General features: G+C 61.0%; 18 protein-coding genes and 1 pseudogene. 11 read left to right on the top strand and 8 right to left on the bottom strand.

The genetic code is table 11. The features are described from left to right. Positions 1 to 8: 8 nt before the first annotated feature. Both L6D74_RS11055 and L6D74_RS11050 read left to right on the top strand, forming a co-directional pair. Positions 9 to 1034: pseudogene (locus L6D74_RS11055) on the top strand (chitinase); the annotation flags it as partial. A 143-nt stretch (positions 1035 to 1177) separates the two neighbouring features. Further along, positions 1178 to 1768, top strand: a complete 591-nt coding sequence (locus tag L6D74_RS11050) for an NUDIX domain-containing protein (protein WP_236189177.1) — start codon at positions 1178 to 1180, stop codon at positions 1766 to 1768. Here the strand turns inward: L6D74_RS11050 and L6D74_RS11045 are convergent. Then, complete coding sequence (locus L6D74_RS11045; protein WP_236189176.1) at positions 1765 to 2280, bottom strand: methylated-DNA--[protein]-cysteine S-methyltransferase; 516 nt, start codon at positions 2278 to 2280, stop codon at positions 1765 to 1767. The two genes, L6D74_RS11050 and L6D74_RS11045, sit on opposite strands and share 4 nt — an antisense overlap. A 135-nt stretch (positions 2281 to 2415) precedes the next feature. On the opposite strand from L6D74_RS11045, the gene ggt reads away from it, so the two are divergent. Together ggt and L6D74_RS11035 are read left to right on the top strand one after the other, a co-directional pair. Continuing rightward, positions 2416 to 4143, top strand: coding sequence for a gamma-glutamyltransferase (ggt, locus tag L6D74_RS11040; RefSeq protein ID WP_085746000.1), 1728 nt, complete (start codon positions 2416 to 2418; stop codon positions 4141 to 4143). A gap of 65 nt (positions 4144 to 4208) precedes the next feature. Beyond that, complete coding sequence (locus L6D74_RS11035) at positions 4209 to 4742, top strand: cysteine hydrolase family protein (protein ID WP_236189175.1); 534 nt, start codon at positions 4209 to 4211, stop codon at positions 4740 to 4742. 120 nt (positions 4743 to 4862) lie between these two features. Here the strand turns inward: L6D74_RS11035 and L6D74_RS11030 are convergent, their stop codons facing one another. Then, complete coding sequence (locus L6D74_RS11030) at positions 4863 to 5135, bottom strand: DUF3630 family protein (protein ID WP_085648290.1); 273 nt, start codon at positions 5133 to 5135, stop codon at positions 4863 to 4865. 55 nt (positions 5136 to 5190) lie between these two features. Further along, positions 5191 to 5832, bottom strand: a complete 642-nt coding sequence (locus L6D74_RS11025) for a TetR/AcrR family transcriptional regulator (RefSeq protein WP_236189254.1) — start codon at positions 5830 to 5832, stop codon at positions 5191 to 5193. A gap of 124 nt (positions 5833 to 5956) precedes the next feature. On the opposite strand from L6D74_RS11025, the gene L6D74_RS11020 reads away from it, so the two are divergent. Further along, positions 5957 to 6415, top strand: coding sequence for a GNAT family N-acetyltransferase (locus tag L6D74_RS11020; protein WP_236189174.1), 459 nt, complete (start codon positions 5957 to 5959; stop codon positions 6413 to 6415). Between the two features lie 124 nt (positions 6416 to 6539). Next, positions 6540 to 7154, top strand: coding sequence for a hypothetical protein (locus tag L6D74_RS11015; RefSeq protein WP_074688914.1), 615 nt, complete (start codon positions 6540 to 6542; stop codon positions 7152 to 7154). Between the two features lie 57 nt (positions 7155 to 7211). On the opposite strand, the gene L6D74_RS11010 is transcribed toward L6D74_RS11015, so the two are convergent. Further along, a complete protein-coding gene (locus L6D74_RS11010; RefSeq protein WP_039767367.1) occupies positions 7212 to 7757 on the bottom strand; it encodes a hypothetical protein in 546 nt (181 codons plus the stop codon). A gap of 77 nt (positions 7758 to 7834) precedes the next feature. Then, the gene (locus L6D74_RS11005; protein ID WP_236189173.1) at positions 7835 to 8131 is read right to left on the bottom strand and encodes a DUF7693 family protein; all 297 of its coding nucleotides are present in this window, start codon (positions 8129 to 8131) and stop codon (positions 7835 to 7837) included. 174 nt (positions 8132 to 8305) lie between these two features. Between L6D74_RS11005 and L6D74_RS11000 the strand changes: the two genes are divergently transcribed. Then, positions 8306 to 9751 (top strand): SulP family inorganic anion transporter, encoded by a 1446-nt coding sequence (locus L6D74_RS11000; protein WP_039767363.1) that lies wholly within the window; start codon positions 8306 to 8308, stop codon positions 9749 to 9751. A gap of 19 nt (positions 9752 to 9770) precedes the next feature. Here the strand turns inward: L6D74_RS11000 and L6D74_RS10995 are convergent, their stop codons facing one another. Next, a complete protein-coding gene (locus L6D74_RS10995; protein ID WP_236189171.1) occupies positions 9771 to 10289 on the bottom strand; it encodes a carboxymuconolactone decarboxylase family protein in 519 nt (172 codons plus the stop codon). Between the two features lie 134 nt (positions 10290 to 10423). Between L6D74_RS10995 and L6D74_RS10990 the strand changes: the two genes are divergently transcribed. Then, positions 10424 to 11245, top strand: coding sequence for a cupin domain-containing protein (locus L6D74_RS10990; protein ID WP_236189169.1), 822 nt, complete (start codon positions 10424 to 10426; stop codon positions 11243 to 11245). Positions 11246 to 11248: 3 nt separating this feature from the next. Here L6D74_RS10990 and L6D74_RS10985 read toward each other — a convergent pair whose 3' ends face one another. Then, positions 11249 to 12142 (bottom strand): DMT family transporter, encoded by an 894-nt coding sequence (locus L6D74_RS10985; RefSeq protein ID WP_236189167.1) that lies wholly within the window; start codon positions 12140 to 12142, stop codon positions 11249 to 11251. An 89-nt stretch (positions 12143 to 12231) separates the two neighbouring features. On the opposite strand from L6D74_RS10985, the gene L6D74_RS10980 reads away from it, so the two are divergent. Both L6D74_RS10980 and L6D74_RS10975 read left to right on the top strand, forming a co-directional pair. Further along, positions 12232 to 13563, top strand: coding sequence for an aminotransferase-like domain-containing protein (locus L6D74_RS10980; RefSeq protein ID WP_236189165.1), 1332 nt, complete (start codon positions 12232 to 12234; stop codon positions 13561 to 13563). A 55-nt stretch (positions 13564 to 13618) separates the two neighbouring features. Next, positions 13619 to 14002 carry a c-type cytochrome gene (locus L6D74_RS10975; protein ID WP_103385921.1) on the top strand — a complete coding sequence of 128 codons (384 nt, stop codon included), beginning with the start codon at positions 13619 to 13621 and terminating at the stop codon, positions 14000 to 14002. A gap of 52 nt (positions 14003 to 14054) precedes the next feature. On the opposite strand, the gene L6D74_RS10970 is transcribed toward L6D74_RS10975, so the two are convergent. Beyond that, positions 14055 to 14939 carry a LysR family transcriptional regulator gene (locus tag L6D74_RS10970; protein ID WP_236189164.1) on the bottom strand — a complete coding sequence of 295 codons (885 nt, stop codon included), beginning with the start codon at positions 14937 to 14939 and terminating at the stop codon, positions 14055 to 14057. A gap of 160 nt (positions 14940 to 15099) precedes the next feature. Between L6D74_RS10970 and L6D74_RS10965 the strand changes: the two genes are divergently transcribed. Then, complete coding sequence (locus L6D74_RS10965; protein ID WP_236189162.1) at positions 15100 to 16401, top strand: NAD(P)/FAD-dependent oxidoreductase; 1302 nt, start codon at positions 15100 to 15102, stop codon at positions 16399 to 16401. The last annotated feature ends 45 nt before the right edge of the window (positions 16402 to 16446 follow it).

Raw genomic sequence — 16446 nt, 5'->3', positions numbered from 1 at the left:
ATTAGAACATGTCAAACATTGACTTCACCCTATTGAATAACCAGGCCAGCGATGCGGCATCGCTGATGCCGAGCCTTGCCGGCAAGAAGATCCTCATGGGTTTCTGGCACAACTGGCCGGCCGGCCCGAGCGATGGTTACCAGCGCGGCCAGTTCGCCAACATCACCCTGGAAAACGTCCCGAAGGAATACAACGTGGTCGCGGTGGCCTTCATGAAGGGCAGCGGGATTCCGACCTTCAAGCCGTTCAACGTCTCCGATGCCGAGTTTCGCCGTCAGGTCGGCGTGCTCAACAGTCAGGGGCGGGCCGTGCTGATTTCCCTGGGCGGTGCCGATGCGCACATCGAGTTGCGCGCCGGTCAGGAGCAACCGCTGGCCAATGAAATCATCCGTCTGGTGGAAACCTACGGTTTCGACGGCCTGGACATCGATCTTGAGCAGAGCGCGATTGATTTCGCTGCCAACAAGACCGTCCTGCCTGCCGCGCTGAAACTGGTCAAGGATCACTACGCAGGCCAAGGCAAGCATTTCATCATCAGCATGGCGCCGGAATTTCCGTACTTGACCGCCTCCGGCAAATACGTCGGATATCTGCAGGCACTGGAAGGCTATTACGACTTCATCGCTCCGCAGTTCTACAACCAGGGTGGCGACGGGGTCTGGGTGCCGGAAGCCAATAACGGCAGCGGAGCGTGGATCGCCCAGAACAACGACGCGATGAAAGAGGATTTCCTCTATTACCTGACCGAGAGCCTGGTCACCGGCACTCGCGGCTTCACGAAGATCCCGGCGGACAAGTTCGTCATCGGCCTGCCGTCCAACGTCGATGCCGCCGCCACCGGTTACGTGATCGACAAGACCGTGGTCGGCAACGCGATGAAACGCCTGGCGGTCAAAGGGCATCCGATCAAGGGCCTGATGACCTGGTCGGTGAACTGGGACAACGGCACCAGCAAGGATCGCGTGCCGTACAACTGGGAATTCAGTCGGCGTTATGGACCACTGATTCACGGGGCGCCGTCTGCGGTGCAGGGCGCTGATGCCGAAACGGTGAGCGTCGCTCATCAGTAGTCATTGAACGAAAAGCCCGGTAGCGCTGCCGGGCTTTTTTTCGTCGGCGGTTCGCAACATTTCACCTACCATGGCCATCTTCCGATGACAAAAAAGGATCAGGCGTCATGTCCAACACAACCGAGAGGGTCAACATCGTCGATACCCAGGTGTTGTCCCACGACTGGTATCTGCTGAAGAAAATCACCTTCGACTATCACCGCAACAACGGGGACTGGCAGCGCCAGACGCGCGAGGTCTACGACCGTGGCAATGGCGCGGCGATCCTGCTGTTCAACCGCGAGCAACGCACCGTGGTGCTGACCCGGCAGTTTCGTCTGCCGGTGTTCGTCAACGGTCACGACGGTTTGCTGATTGAAGTGGCGGCCGGACTGCTTGAAGGCGCGGCGCCGGAGCAGCGCATCCGCGACGAGGCCGAGGAAGAAACCGGTTACCGCGTGCATGACGTGAAGAAGGTGTTCGAGGCCTACATGAGCCCCGGCTCGGTGACCGAGAAATTGCACTTTTTCATCGCCGAGTACGATGCCTCGTCAAAGGTCAGTGAAGGGGGCGGTCTGGAAGAAGAGACCGAAGAACTGGAAGTGCTGGAGTGGGGTTTCGACGACGCGCTGGCGGCATTCCAGCGAGGTGAGATCTGCGATGCCAAGACCATCATGCTGCTGCAATACGCGGCGATGAATAACCTGTTTGGCAGTTAAAACAAGTCACCGGTTTTACCAATGTTCGACCACTGGCCACCCTCCAGGGTCAGCAGACGCTCCTTGGCTTCCAGGCCTCCGGCAAAACCGGTCAGTTTTCCTGAGGCACCGATGACTCGATGGCACGGCGCAATGATCGAAATCGGATTGCGCCCGTTCGCCGCGCCGACGGCACGCACCGCACTCGGGTGGCCGATCTGTTCGGCAATCTGGCTGTAGGTGCGGGTTTCGCCAAACGGAATGGTCAGCAACGCGGCCCAGACCTTTTTCTGGAATTCGGTGCCGGCAAAGTCCAGCTCCAGATCGAACGCGTTTCGCGTTCCTGCAAAATATTCTTCCAGCTGTCGCGCGGTTTTCATCAACAGCGGATTGTCCGGTGCCTCGCTCATCAGCCCCAGGCGCACCCGGTTCGGTTTGTCGTTTTCCCAGAGGATGGCGGCCAGACGTGATCCGTTCGCGACCAGCTTCAACTCGCCGACAGGCGAGGGCAGGGTGATGAACGTGTAGGCCATGGGCAAAACTCCGGGACGGGGCGGAAACTGCGCCCAGCATACTGCCGGATCGGGGAGGCGCAAACCGCAATCGCGACCATACTGGCTGATGCTCTTGAAGCGCTTTCCTACCTTATAAAAAGAAGAGACCGACTCATGAAGTACGAACCTTTTGCCAAATCACTGATTGCGACCTCATTGGCGCTCAGCTGCCTCATGGCCCATGCGGCTTCGGTTGCCCCGGTGGCCGCCGAAAACGGCATGGTGGTCACCGCCCAGCACCTGGCCACTCACGTGGGTGTCGACGTGCTGAAAAGTGGTGGCAACGCGGTGGATGCGGCGGTCGCCGTGGGTTATGCACTGGCAGTGGTTTACCCGGCGGCGGGCAACCTCGGTGGCGGTGGTTTCATGACCATTCAACTGGCGGACGGACGCAAGACCTTCCTCGACTTCCGGGAAAAAGCCCCGCTGGCCGCGACGGCCAACATGTACCTCGACAAGGACGGCAACGTCATCCCTGATCTGAGCACCCGTGGCCACCTTGCGGTCGGCGTTCCAGGCACCGTGTCCGGCATGGAGCTGGCGCTGAGCAAGTACGGCACCAAACCGCGCAAGGAAATGATCGCTCCCGCCATCAAACTGGCCGAAGACGGGTTTGAACTGGAACAGGGCGACGTCGAGCTTTTGGAGTACGCCACGGACGTGTTCAAGAAAGACATCAAGGATTCCGGCGCGATCTTTCTGAGCAACGGCGAGCCGATGCAGGTCGGGCAGAAACTGGTGCAGAAGGACCTGGGCAAAACCCTGCGCACCATTTCCGAAAAAGGCGCCGACGGCTTCTACAAAGGCTGGGTGGCCGACGCCATCGTCACCTCCAGTCAGGCCAACAAGGGCATCATCACCCAGGCCGACCTCGACAAATACAAGACCCGTGAACTGGCCCCGGTGGAGTGCGACTATCGCGGTTATCACGTTGTCTCGGCTCCGCCGCCAAGCTCCGGTGGCGTCGTGATCTGCCAGATTATGAACATCCTCGAAGGCTATCCGATGAAGGATCTGGGCTTTCATTCGGCCCAGGGCATGCACTATCAGATCGAGGCGATGCGCCACGCATACGTGGATCGCAACAGTTATCTGGGCGACCCGGATTTCGTGAAGAACCCGATCGAGCACCTGCTGGACAAGAACTACGCGACCAAGCTGCGCAACGCGATCCAGCCGCAGAAGGCCGGTGTGTCGGCAGAACTCAAACCCGGCGTCGCGCCCCATGAAGGCAGCAACACCACGCACTATTCGATCGTCGACAAGTGGGGCAACGCGGTCTCGGTCACCTACACCCTCAACGACTGGTTCGGCGCAGGCGTGATGGCGAGCAAGACCGGGGTGATCCTCAACGATGAAATGGACGACTTCACTTCCAAGGTCGGCGTACCGAACATGTACGGCCTGGTGCAGGGTGAGGCCAACGCCATTGCTCCGGGCAAGGCGCCGCTGTCCTCGATGAGCCCGACTATCGTCACCAAGGACGGCAAAGTGGTGATGGTGGTCGGTACGCCGGGTGGCAGTCGCATCATTACCGCGACGTTGCTGACCATGCTCAACGTCATCGACTACGGCATGGGCCTGCAGGAAGCGGTCGATGCGCCACGTTTCCACCAGCAGTGGATGCCGGAGGAAACCAACCTCGAAGACTTCGCCGCCAGCCCCGACACGAAGAAGATTCTCGAGAGCTGGGGCCACAAGTTCGCGGGTCCGCAGGACGCCAACCACATCGCTGCGATTCTGGTCGGCGCACCGTCGCTGGGTGGCAAACCGGTCGGCAAGAACCGCTTCTACGGCGCCAACGATCCACGGCGCAACACCGGGTTGTCATTGGGTTACTGAGCGGAGTAAAAAGGGGGCGGGCACAGGTCCGCCCCTATCCAAGGACCGATCAAGGAAGGCTCACCATGACCACCGCATTGCTGATCATCGATGTCCAGCGCGCCCTGTGCGCGGGCGAATACGAGTGCCACGACGCCAAACGGGTAATCGACACCATCAACGGCCTCAGCGCCCGTGCGCGCCAGTCGGGTGTGCCGGTGGTGCTGATCCAGCACAACGAAAAGGACAGCCCGTTCGCCCACGGTGCCGAAGGCTGGCAATTGGCTGAAGGCCTGAACACTGCACCTGGCGATCTGCGCGTCGACAAGACTGCCAACGACTCGTTCTACCAGACCAATCTGCAGAAACTGATCCCCCGGGAAGACTTCGACCGCCTGGTGATCTGCGGCATGCAAACCGATTACTGCGTCAACGCCACCGTGCGTCAAGCCCACCAGTTGGGCTACGACGTGGAGCTGGCGGCCGACGCCCATACGACGGTCGACAACGGCAACATGAGCGCCGAAGACATCATCGCCGAACACAACAAGGACTGGGCGCACCTCACCGGCTCCGTGGCGCGGATCGATGTAAGGCCGGCGGAGCAGATCACGTTCTGATGGTTGCTGCAGTCTTTGTGGGAGCGAGCTTGCTCGCGATGGCATTCGTTCGGCCACCGATGATGTTGAATGTGTTGCCCTCATCGCGAGCAAGCTCGCTCCCACAATGACGCATGCGGATCACGCCATTTGTAGCCGCCGCACCACGGTCTGAAACCGTTCCGACGCCACCCACTGCGGATCCGCGTCCTCCACCAACAACATGATCCCCAGATAATGCTCCAGGTGCAGGGTGATCACCTGACCATCGACCGCCAGATCCCAGTAATACTGGTCCAGCCCGCTGGCCTGGGTCGTCCAGGTTCCGTTCAGTGTCTGTTGGAGTTCCTCGGCAATGCGCGTGAAGAGTTCTCTGTCAGAGCTGTCCGACAGGTGAATATCCGAAGCGGCCACGAGCTGCTCCTTAAATGACGATGAGGGTGGGAGGGCATACTGCCACTGCCTGAAATCAGGTCGCAAACATCAACCTGCGAACATCACTCACCGGCTCGGACACCGCACCGCTCAACACCAGCCGCGTAATCGTCTGCGCCGCCACCGCATAATCCTCATCCTGCGGCACCTCCCGCCCGGTGATGCGCCCCATCTGCCAGCCAATGTTGGTGTAGGTGCGCGTCGCCGACCAGATGAACAACATCAAATGCTCGGGATCGACCGGCGCCAGCAGACCGCGGTCGATCCAGCTGCGCAGGCACTCGACATTCCGCCGTGCCTCACCGTGCAGCAGGTCGCGGCATTCGTCGGGCAGCTGGCGGCCACCGAGCAGCAACTCACAGCTGAAAACCTTGGCGATCGCCGGATGCTCGCGGGCGATGCGGATGCGGGCGGCGACGTAGGCGCGCAGGCCGAGCAGCGGATCGTCGCTTTCGCGCAGCACCGCCGAAGCTTCCAGCAACGGTTCGACGAAGCCGAGCAGCACTTTGCCGTAGAGGTTTTCTTTGCTCTGGAAGTAGTAATAGAGATTGGCCTTGGGCACACCGGCGCGGGCGGCGATGTCGCGGGTCTGGGTCGCGTCGAAGCCGTTGGCGGCGAATTCTTCACTGGCGGCGGCCAGGATCAGTTGCTGGTTGCGTTCGCGGATACTGCTCATGGATGGCATGGAGGGTCTGGCCATTTCGGGATCGCAATATACAAAACTATATAGCGATTAGGCCAGCGAACTCGTTCCTCAGCGCTATGCTGGTTTCAATTTCAGTCACATCAGGAAAATCACAATGACACTTCAGGCACTGCGCGCCACGACGATTCACCTTGACGCAGTGGCGAAGCTGTTCGACGCCTATCGCGGCTTTTACGGCCAGCCATCGAATCTCGAGCAATCACGGACCTTCATCGCCGAGCGCATGGTCGGCAATGAATCGGCGATTTTTCTGGCTGAGGATGAAGGCGGTGAGGCGCTGGGATTTGTGCAGCTGTACCCGACGTTTTCCTCGATTGATGCCCATCGCACCTGGCTGCTCAGTGACCTGTTCACCACGCCGGCCGCCCGTGGCTGTGGAGTGGGGCGGCTATTAATGAACACCGCCCGCGACTCCGCCGTCGAAACCGGCGCCAAGGGACTGGTGCTGGAAACCGCCACCGATAATTTCAGCGCACAGGGTTTGTACGAATCACTCGGTTGGGTGCGCGATATGGGCTATTACACGTACACCCTCGATTTGCGCCAAAGCTGAGCCGGCGCACTCTTTTTCAGGGTTTTCCCGAATCAGATCTTTCCCCGAACGTAGACGATCACTAGAATCCGCCCCCGGCGCTCCGCAATGGAGGCTCTTTGATATCACTTTTAGGGAAGACATCATGCAATTCGGGAAAATCCTGGCGCTGGGTCTGGTGCTCGCGCTGGGCGGCTGTGCCAGTTTCACCCAGGACGAAGTGGCTCCGGTCACGCTGCCATCGATGGCCAGCTATGCCAACAAGCCAAACATCTATGTCGATTTCGACTTTTACCAGGGCGAGCCGAAAAGCGCTTCCGCCGTGGAAATGCCACAAGCTCGGGACATGCTCAAACCGCAATTGCAGACCGTCCTGAAGGATTCCGGTTTGTTCGGTCGTGTGACCTTCGACCAGTTCGAGAAGCAGCCAGGTGACTACAGCCTGCGTCTGAAAATGTACAACCATCCGCCGAATGGCGGTCAGCTGGTGCTGGCGTTCATCAGTGGTCTGAGCATGACGATCATTCCAGCCTATGCCACCGACCAGTACACCATGAGCCTGGAAACCCTCGATCAGCAAGGCCAGCCGTTGTCTACCGCCAGCAACCATGACGCGGTCGGCACCTGGATGGGCATCTGGTTCCTCCCGCTGGCGTTCAATACGCCGAAAGCGGCGGTGACCGATACATTCACTCGGCAGGTCAATGCGTTGCTCAAGGAATGGGCCGACAGCAACCGTCCGAAGTATTCGGGTATCTGACTCACTCCAGCGAGTGGGCAAAAAAAGAGCCGCAATCGCGGCTCTTTTTTTTGGCCTTTACTTCAGGGCCTGAATGAACTGTGGATCGCTGTACAGATTCTTCAGCAAGTCCTGCAGCATCGGGTTGTAGGCGTTGGTCGCGTTGGGGATCGCGATAAAGCCGAAAAAGCTGCTGTTCCACTGATGGCTGACATCTTTGGTTGCGTCGTACACCACGTCGTTGCCATTGCGCAGGGTGAAGCGTGCAGCGATGGTGCCGTCACCGGTACCCATGCCGGCGTTCAGCTGGTTCTTCACCACCAGCACTTGCAGATGACGCGTCGCCTGCGGATCAAGCAGACCAGCCTTGCGCAGTTCTTCGGTGATCGCGTCCTGGATGTGCGCCGGGATGCTGCCGGTCGGCGATTTGATCGGGTTGGCGCGGACCATCAACGAGCCTTCGCCCGATTCAGCGGTCACCTGTGGATTGCTGATCGCGTGCAGCGGCGGGGTCTGCTTGAGCTTCTGAACATTGTCGAAGCTTGGCTCGTAACGGGCCATGGTCATGCCACAGCCTTGCAGGAGCAGAGCAAACAGCGGGATCAACAACAGCGATTTTTTCACGGCAGTTCCTTGCGCGTAGAAGAGGGGGGCGAATTATGGGCAGAGTGCCATCATTGGGCAACTCTGAATGCCATCCCTCATTCACGTTGCCGCAACAAGCCCTCGATCTGCGCTAGTTCCCAGGTACTCAACAGACTGACCGGATCGGTGCCGAAGCGCTGCCGGGTGTCGAGCATCCATTCGCGACCGTCCGGGCACAGACAATCAGCGCAGTGATGCAGGCGCTGGCCGTCGAAGTCCAGTTGCAAGCGCCAGCCTTCGATGTCGACCGCAACCCGATCCGCTCGCGCGTCCATCACCCGCAAGGCACACACGCCCAGCGCGGCATCGCGCAAGCGCTGGCACACTTCGCGGCTGGTCAATTCGCTCGGCATCCGAGGCTCCACTGGCAAAAACTGCGCGCCAGCATAAAGCGCGTGCCGACGGTTGTCAGCGATGACTGGCCCACGCCGGTGCATTTGCGTAACATCCGCAACCCTCTTTTTCCGCGGCGCTCTTTTGCGCCAATGCATGCGGCCGCGCCCGTCGGCCGCTCTGTCAGGTAAGCCATGAAACCGATTCGTCTGCGCGCCGATGTCCTGGCCGGACTCACCACCTCGTTTGCCCTGTTGCCCGAATGCATTGCATTTGCGCTGGTGGCTCACCTCAATCCGCTGATGGGCCTGTACGGCGCCTTCATCATTTGCACGCTGACCGCGCTGTTCGGTGGCCGGCCGGGCATGGTCTCCGGGGCGGCGGGTTCGATGGCGGTGGTGATCGTCGCGCTGGTGGTGCAGCACGGCGTGCAGTACCTGTTGGCGACGGTGTTGCTCGGCGGCTTGATCATGATGGCGTTCGGGCTGTTGCGGCTGGGCAAACTGGTGCGCATGGTGCCGCACCCGGTGATGCTGGGGTTCGTCAACGGCCTGGCGATCATCATCGCGCTGGCGCAACTGGAGCATTTCAAGAGCGGTGAACAGTGGCTCAGCGGCACGCCGTTGTACCTGATGACCGGGCTGGTGCTGCTGACCATGGCCATCGTCTACATCCTGCCGCGCCTGACCCGCGCGGTGCCGCCGGCGCTGGTGGCGATCCTCGGCGTAGGCTTGCTGGTTTATCTGCTTGGCCTGCCGACCCGCACCCTCGGCGACATGGCGCACATCGCCGGCGGCCTGCCGAAATTTGCGCTGCCGGACATCCCGTGGAATCTCGACACACTGCGCATCATCGCGCCTTACGCGATTCTGATGGCGCTGGTCGGTTTGCTGGAAACCCTGCTGACCCTCAACCTCACCGACGAAATCACTGAAACCCGTGGCTACCCGGATCGCGAATGCGTGGCGCTGGGGGCGGCAAACGTGGTCTCCGGTGCATTCGGCGGCATGGGCGGTTGCGCGATGATCGGCCAGACCGTGATCAACCTCAGTTCCGGCGGGCGCGGGCGTTTGTCCGGCGTAGTGGCGGGTGTGTTGATTCTGCTGTTCATTCTGTTTCTGTCGCCGCTGATCGAGCGGATTCCGCTGGCGGCGCTGGTGGGGGTGATGTTCGTGGTGTCGCAGCAGACGTTTGCCTGGGCTTCGTTGCGGGTACTGAACAAAGTGCCGCTCAACGATGTGCTGGTGATCATCGCGGTAACGACCATCACCGTGTTCACCGATCTGGCCACGGCCGTGCTGTGCGGGATCATTATCGCGGCGCTGAATTTTGCCTGGCAGCAAGCGCGCGAGCTGTACGCCGATGAGCATCTGGAAGCGGACGGCAGCAAACTCTATCGCCTGCACGGCACGCTGTTTTTTGCCTCGACCACGCCGTTTCTCAATCAGTTCGACCCGGCCAGTGACCCGCAACGGGTGACGCTGGATTGTCGGCACCTGAGCTTTGTCGATTACTCGGCCATCGCTGCGCTGAAAACCCTTCGCGAACGCTACGCCAAGGCGGGCAAGCAGTTGCAGGTGTTTCACCTGTCCGAGCGCTGCAAGAAATTGCTGAAACGCGCCGGGGTCGATCACGACTGAGATCGACCCCGGTCACTGATCAGGCATCGATTGCCGGGAAATCGATGTCGGTCAGCGCCGCGTTGTTCAGGTAGTTAGTGAGAGTTTGCACAGCGACGAGGGCGATCACTTCGATGATCTTCTTGTCGTCGATGCCGGCAGCGCGGGCGGCGGCGATCTGCTCATCGTTCAATTGGCCACGAGTCTCGGTCAGTTGTTGGGCGAGGGTGGCGAAGGCATTGAGCCGGCCATGACGCGCTTCGATGATTTCTTCTGCTGCCAGCCCGGCCTTGCTGGCGAACAGGGTGTGCGCCGCCAGGCAATAGTCGCAACCGTTGACTTGCGAGGTGGCCAGGTACACCGCCTCTTTTTCCTTGGCACTCAGGGATGTCTTGCCCAGGGTTGCCGAGATTTGCACGTAGGCATCCAGCGCGACAGGTGCGACGGCCAGGGTCTTGAACAGGTTGGGCAGGAAACCGATTTTTTTCTGCACGCCTTCAAGTGTCGGGCGAGTGGCGTCGGTGGCGGTTTCGAGGCTGAGAGGGGCGATGCGGCTCATGGTGATTCTCCGAAAGTCCGGTGCGAAGTGCACCGGGGATGGAGGTCATGTTATTGAGCGCGGCTGGTGCTTTGGGTGCAAATCGTCGAGGATATGCGACAGATCGTCCAAACCTGTCCTTGCGAGAATCAGTCATGGATCGCCTTTCTACGTTGCTCAGCCATTTCGGCGTCAATGCCGGCACCTTTCACAGCGGCACGTTCTGCGGGTTGAGCGCCTACGGCGGCGATCAGGTGTGCGGGCATGTGCATTTGCTCCAGGCGGGAGAGCTGTTGCTCAAACCGGGAAATGATCCTGAAATCTCGCTCAAAGAACCGACCCTGATCTTTTTCCCGCGCCCCATGGCCCATCGCTTGTTCGCCAACGAAGCCATGGGCACGCAACTGGTGTGTGCTTCGCTGACCTTCGACGGCGGCGCTGGCAATGCTTTGGCAGCAGCGCTGCCGGATTATCTGGTGCTGAAACTCGCCGACCTTCCGGAAATGGCCAACACCCTGGAGTGGCTGTTCAAGGAAGCTTTCGACGGCCACTGCGGGCGCGAAGCGGTGATGGATCGGTTGGTCGAGTTGCTGGTGATCCTGTTGCTGCGCCACCTCATCAGCAGTCGCAACCAGCAGCCCGGCATGATGGCGGGGCTGGCCGATCCGAAGATTTCCCGCGCCTTGAACCTGATGCACGACCAGCCGGCCAAGGCCTGGAGCGTCGCCGAACTGGCGAGCGCCGCCAACCTGTCCCGCGCCGGTTTCGCCGACCACTTCCGGCGGGTGGTGGGGCAGACGCCGGTGGATTATCTGGTGAACTGGCGGATCAGCCTCGCGCAGAAACGCCTGCGCGAGGGACGACCGATCGCCCTGATCGCCGAAGAGGTCGGCTATGAAAGTCCCTCGGCGCTGGCCCGGGCATTTCGGCGCAAGACCGGGCTCAGTCCGCGAGAATGGAAATCCGGCGCGAGCTGAGGACTATTTGGCGAATTTCTTCGCCCCGGCCACGCACAGGATCACCCCCAGCGTAACCACCAGCATGCCCACGCTGACATGCTCATGGAGCAAGGTCGCGGCCAGTGCCAGGCCGAAAAACGGCTGCAGCAATTGCAGTTGCCCGACCGCCGCAATCCCGCCCTGAGCCAGCCCGCGATACCAGAACACAAATCCGATCAGCATGCTGAACAGCGAAACGTACGCCAGGCAAACCCATGCCGACACACTGATACCGCTGAACGAGGCGGGCGCCAGCCATACGCTCAGCACGGCCATCACCGGCAACGACAACACCAGCGCCCAGCAAATCACCTGCCAGCCGCCGAGGGTGCGCGACAGTTTGGCGCCTTCGGCATAACCGAGGCCGCAGGCGAGAATCGCCGCCAGCATCAGCAGATCCCCGGTGGGCGAAGCGGTCAGGCCTTGCGAAATCGCAAAGCCGACCACCAGCGAACTGCCCAGCACCGAAAAAATCCAGAACACCGGACGCGGCCGTTCGCCACCGCGCAACACACCAAAAATCGCCGTCGCCAGCGGCAGCAATCCTACAAACACAATCGAATGCGCCGACGTCACGTATTGCAGCGCCAGGGCCGTCAACAGCGGGAAACCCACGACCACGCCCAGCGCCACGATCAACAACGACAACCACTGATCCCGCGCCGGACGTCGTTCGCGAAACAGCCACAACAGGCACAACGCCAGGGCGCCGGCGATGGTCGCGCGGATGACGGTGAGAAACACCGGGTCGAACTCCAGCACCGCCAACCGCGTGGCGGGCAGCGAGCCGCTGAAAATCACGACGCCGATGAGGCCATTGATCCAGCCGCTGGTTTTTTCCAGGGCCGGGGTGCCGAGGTGGGTGGTTCGTTCCATGGGTGTGGCGCTCGGAGGTGGGTTGCGTTGGATCGATCCTAGGGCTGAGAATCAGCACAATCAAAAAATTGTCATGGATACAAGCCGACATGCCGCGCTCCCGCTACAAGACCCTCGTCGACACCTATGCTGCCGACATCCGCGCCGGCCGCCTGTTGCCCGGCACGCGTTTACCGACTCACCGGCAATTGGCAGCCAGCGAAGGGCTGGCGCTGGTCACGGCCTCGCGCGTATACGCCGAGCTCGAGGCCATGGGCCTGGTCAGCGGCGAAGCCGGGCGCGGCACGTTCGTGCGGGAAACGTCGTTGTTGCCGGGGCAGGGCATCGACCAGAAAGACGTCGCGGTGGGCATGATCGATCTGAACTTCAACTACCCGTCATTGCCGGGGCAGGCCGAGTTGCTGCGCACCGCGTTGCGGCAGCTGGCGTTGTCCGGCGACCTTGAAGCGCTGCTGCGCTATCAGCCCCACGCCGGTCGCCAGCATGAACGGGCCTCGGTGGCGCGGCATCTGCAAACACGCGGTTTGAGTGTCGAGGCCGAGCAGGTGCTGATCGTCAACGGCGCGCAGCAAGGGCTGGCAGTCACGTTGATGGCGCTACTCAAACCCGGCGATGTGATTGCCGCCGACGCCTTGACCTATTCGGGATTCAAAGTGTTGGCCGAAGCGCTGCACCTGGAAGTAGTGGCGATTCCAGTCAATGAGCAGGGCCCCGATCTGGCGGCCCTCGACAAACTCTGCCGCCAACGACCGGTGCGTGCGGTGTACAGCATGCCGACCCTGCACAATCCACTGGGCTGGGTGATGCCTCTGGAACAACGTGAGGATTTGATCGCGATTGCCCGCCGGCATGATCTGACAATCATCGAGGACGCGGCCTACGCCTTTCTGGTCGATAACCCGCCACCTCCGTTGGCGGTTCTGGCACCGGAACGCACGGTCTACGTGTCGGGTCTGTCGAAAAACATCGCCACCGGCCTGCGTGTCGGCTTCATCGCCGCGCCGGTCGAACGGGTGGCGGCGCTGGAGCGGATCATCCGCGCGACCACCTGGAACACCCCCGGCGTGATGACCGCCATCGCCTGCGGCTGGCTCGACGACGGCACCGTCACCTTGCTCGAAGCGCAAAAGCGCAGCGACGCCCAGGCCCGGCAAGTTCTGGCCGCGCAGATCCTCGAAGGCCTGCCGACTGTCGGCCATCCCTCTTCGTATTTTCTTTGGCTGCCGCTGCCGGAAGATGTTCGGGCCGACCACATCGTGGTCGAGTTGATGCACGAACAGGTTTCCGTCACCACCGCCGAGCCCTTCACCGTGTCCGCCCATGTGTCTCACGCGATTCGTCTGGCGTTGGGCTCGGTGGACATGCTTGCCCTGCGTCAAGCCTTGCTCAAAGTCCGCCAGGTCGTGGGCGCCTACCTGTAGCGCAAGTGACCGCGCAGGATTACCCTTGGCGCCGCCGAAGACCTGGAAATCCCTGATGAAAAACGCTGCACTGACTTTCGCCCTGATCCTCAACGCTGGCCTGCTCAGCACACCCGTTCTGGCCGCTGGTGACGCCGAGGCCGGCGCAAAAATCTTCCCGCGCCTGTGCGGCGGTTGTCATCAAGTCGGCGAATCTGCCCGGCCGGGATTCGGTCCGGAACTCAACGGCATCATCGGCCGCCCGGCGGGGACGTCGGCGAATTACGTGTACTCCGACGCCATGAAAAACTCCGGCCTGACCTGGGATCGTGAAACGCTGACGAAGTATCTGAAGGATCCGAAGGGCGTGGTGCCGGGGACGCGGATGATCTTTTGGGGGCTGAGTGACGAGGAGAAGATTGATAATTTGTTGGCGTATCTTCAGACCTTTTCTCAGTAATGAAGATCCGGTGCGGGAGCTGCGCAAGGCAGCTCCAGCGTGACGACGGCACTCATGTCGCGCGCTCGGCCTGCCCGGCAAACCACCCCATCACCACCGTACAAGCTGGATGCGCAGCCGCCGATGGCTGCAAGCACAACGAGTAAATCCCCCCGGTTTTCAGCGGTTGCCCGAACGGCACCACCAGTACGCCGCGCTCGATGGATTCCGCCGCCAGCGTCATGTCCGTCACCGCGACCCCCAGTCCCCGCGCCGCCGCGTCCAGTGCCAGTTCATCGAGGTTGAACGGGATGTGCCGGTAATCGTCCAGCGGTTTGCCGTCGTTCGCCGCCAGCCATTCGATCCACGCCTGACGATCCGCCGAGCGATGCAGCAGCGGGAAACGCAGCAGTTCTTCCACTGAGCGCGGCGCATCGGCAAGGCTCGGGGCGCATGCCGGCACCAGGGTTTCCTGAAACAGCGTCAGGCAATCCGGATCGCTCGATGCGGTCGGCAGGTAAAGGATGTAGGCGTCGCTGTCGCTGGTCGGCTCGACGATTTCGGTGGCGACGGTTTCGATCGCCAGTGAAATCTCGGGATGACGCAGATAAAAGTCGCTGAGTTTCGGCAACAGCCAGCGCACCGCCAATGACACATGCATGCGAATGCGGAACGGGCGTTTCTGCAGTGTCAGGCGTTCTTCGAGAGTTTTCAGCTGATCGAAAATGCTCCGTGCGCTGACCAGAACCTGCTCGCCTTCCGGGGTCAGGCGCAGGCTGCGGCTGGTGCGCAAAAACAACGGAACGTTGAAATGGCTTTCCAGCTGCTGGATCTGCCGGCTGACGGCGCTTTGGGTCAGGCACAGCTTCTGCGCGGCCTGGGTGAAGCTGCCGGAGTTGGCGACTTCCACCAGCGCCTGCATGGCTTGCAGCGATGGGACGTGGCGAATTTTATCCATGCGTTTTCAGAATGGCTCGATGATTTCTTAGCGTTGGTGAGGCGCTCTAAGACCTTATAGATTCTAGCTCGGGTGGTGATCTTCACAACGTGGACATGCAATTCACGCATGGCTCTGGCAAGAAGACAAGCTGCCGAACGACCGTCGAATGAGGTGATGCATGGAAAATGTCTGTGGCTGGATCGCGCAAACCGCAAACCCTGCGGAGCGTGATCGCCTGAACGGCGCGCAAAAGGCCGACTGGCTGGTGATCGGCGCCGGGATTACCGGCCTCAGCGCTGCCCATAATCTGGCCGAGATGCACCCGCAGGCACGGATTATCGTGGTTGATCGACAGCGGGCGGCGCAGGGCGCTTCGGCGCGCAACTCGGGTTTTGTCGTCGCCCATGAACATCCGGCGGACAGCGAATTGATCGGCGGACAGGGCTTTGCCGGATTTGAAGTCGACACGATGATTTCCCGCGCTGCCAATGAAGAAGTCCGACAACGGATTGCCCGTCACTCCATCGATTGCGACTTGCGCGACAGCGGCTATTTCTTTGCGGTCAACGATCCGGCCAAGCTCAATCAGGTAGACGCCAAACTGGCCACGCTGCGTGTGCTCGGTGCCCGCGCGGAGTTTCTGCAAGGCGAAGAACTGAGCCGCAAACTCGGTACCCGTCACTATCAGGCAGCGATCTGGTGCGGCAACGGCAACGCGTTACTGCAACCGGCCAAATACGTGAAGGGTTTGCTCGATGCACTCCCGGACAATGTCAGCGTGTACGAAAACACCGACATCACGGGGCTCGAGCGCTTGAGTCAGGGACGGATTCGGGCCAATTCACTTGATGGCAGCATCGAGGCAGGAAAAGTACTGATCTGCCTGAACGCATTCATTCCACGGGTCGGCATCGATGACAGCGCCACGTTCCCGATGGAGCTGAGCGCCAGCCTGACGCGCCCGCTTACGGATCAGGAGTTCGCCGCCATCGGTTCGGTCGAACCGTGGGGCGTGCTGTCGACTCGTCCGCTGGGCGCCACGGTTCGGCTGACGCCGGATCGCCGAGTGATGATCCGCAACACCGCCGAATATCGTACGCGGGACCTCTCCAACAGCGAGCTTGCGCTGCGTCGGCAACACCATGTCCGGGGTTTGCAGCGGCGCTTTCCGTTCCTCGGCGAGCACGACGTCCAGTACACCTGGACCGGCCATTTGAGCGCGACACGCAGCGGTCAGGCGTATTTCGACCAGGTGGAAGAGGGCGTGTTTGCCGTTGCCGGTTGCAACGGCTCAGGCGTGGCGCGCGGAACCCTGTGGGGGCGGCTGCTGGCGGAAATGGCATCCGGCGTCGACTCGCCACTGCTGCAGTCGGTGAGGCAACGGGCCGAGCCCGGCTGGCTGCCGCCGCGACCTTTCTTCGACATCGGTGCCATGCTGCGCATGCGTGTGGAGGCGGTCAGGGCCAGAACAGAAATCTGAAAATTCGCACATCCCACAAGAACAAAAGCCACTCAATTCAGGTGA

The sequence above is a fragment of the Pseudomonas pharyngis genome, assembly GCF_021602345.1.
Lineage (GTDB): Bacteria > Pseudomonadota > Gammaproteobacteria > Pseudomonadales > Pseudomonadaceae > Aquipseudomonas > Aquipseudomonas pharyngis.
Note: the sequence above shows the minus strand (reverse complement) of the source record. Positions and strands in the feature narration are given on the sequence as shown.

What these genes read in the sequence shown, in the direction of transcription:
- L6D74_RS11020 (WP_236189174.1), top strand. Translation starts at nt 5,957, where the DNA reads ATGACACTTCAGGCACTGCGCGCCACGACGATTCACCTTGACGCAGTG.
- L6D74_RS10975 (WP_103385921.1), top strand. Translation starts at nt 13,619, where the DNA reads ATGAAAAACGCTGCACTGACTTTCGCCCTGATCCTCAACGCTGGCCTG.
- L6D74_RS10965 (WP_236189162.1), top strand. Translation starts at nt 15,100, where the DNA reads ATGGAAAATGTCTGTGGCTGGATCGCGCAAACCGCAAACCCTGCGGAG.
- L6D74_RS10980 (WP_236189165.1), top strand. Translation starts at nt 12,232, where the DNA reads ATGCCGCGCTCCCGCTACAAGACCCTCGTCGACACCTATGCTGCCGAC.
- L6D74_RS11025 (WP_236189254.1), bottom strand. Translation starts at nt 5,832, where the DNA reads ATGAGCAGTATCCGCGAACGCAACCAGCAACTGATCCTGGCCGCCGCC.
- L6D74_RS10990 (WP_236189169.1), top strand. Translation starts at nt 10,424, where the DNA reads ATGGATCGCCTTTCTACGTTGCTCAGCCATTTCGGCGTCAATGCCGGC.
- L6D74_RS10985 (WP_236189167.1), bottom strand. Translation starts at nt 12,142, where the DNA reads ATGGAACGAACCACCCACCTCGGCACCCCGGCCCTGGAAAAAACCAGC.
- L6D74_RS11015 (WP_074688914.1), top strand. Translation starts at nt 6,540, where the DNA reads ATGCAATTCGGGAAAATCCTGGCGCTGGGTCTGGTGCTCGCGCTGGGC.
- L6D74_RS11000 (WP_039767363.1), top strand. Translation starts at nt 8,306, where the DNA reads ATGAAACCGATTCGTCTGCGCGCCGATGTCCTGGCCGGACTCACCACC.
- L6D74_RS10970 (WP_236189164.1), bottom strand. Translation starts at nt 14,939, where the DNA reads ATGGATAAAATTCGCCACGTCCCATCGCTGCAAGCCATGCAGGCGCTG.
- L6D74_RS11005 (WP_236189173.1), bottom strand. Translation starts at nt 8,131, where the DNA reads ATGCCGAGCGAATTGACCAGCCGCGAAGTGTGCCAGCGCTTGCGCGAT.
- L6D74_RS11045 (WP_236189176.1), bottom strand. Translation starts at nt 2,280, where the DNA reads ATGGCCTACACGTTCATCACCCTGCCCTCGCCTGTCGGCGAGTTGAAG.
- ggt (WP_085746000.1), top strand. Translation starts at nt 2,416, where the DNA reads ATGAAGTACGAACCTTTTGCCAAATCACTGATTGCGACCTCATTGGCG.
- L6D74_RS10995 (WP_236189171.1), bottom strand. Translation starts at nt 10,289, where the DNA reads ATGAGCCGCATCGCCCCTCTCAGCCTCGAAACCGCCACCGACGCCACT.
- L6D74_RS11050 (WP_236189177.1), top strand. Translation starts at nt 1,178, where the DNA reads ATGTCCAACACAACCGAGAGGGTCAACATCGTCGATACCCAGGTGTTG.
- L6D74_RS11035 (WP_236189175.1), top strand. Translation starts at nt 4,209, where the DNA reads ATGACCACCGCATTGCTGATCATCGATGTCCAGCGCGCCCTGTGCGCG.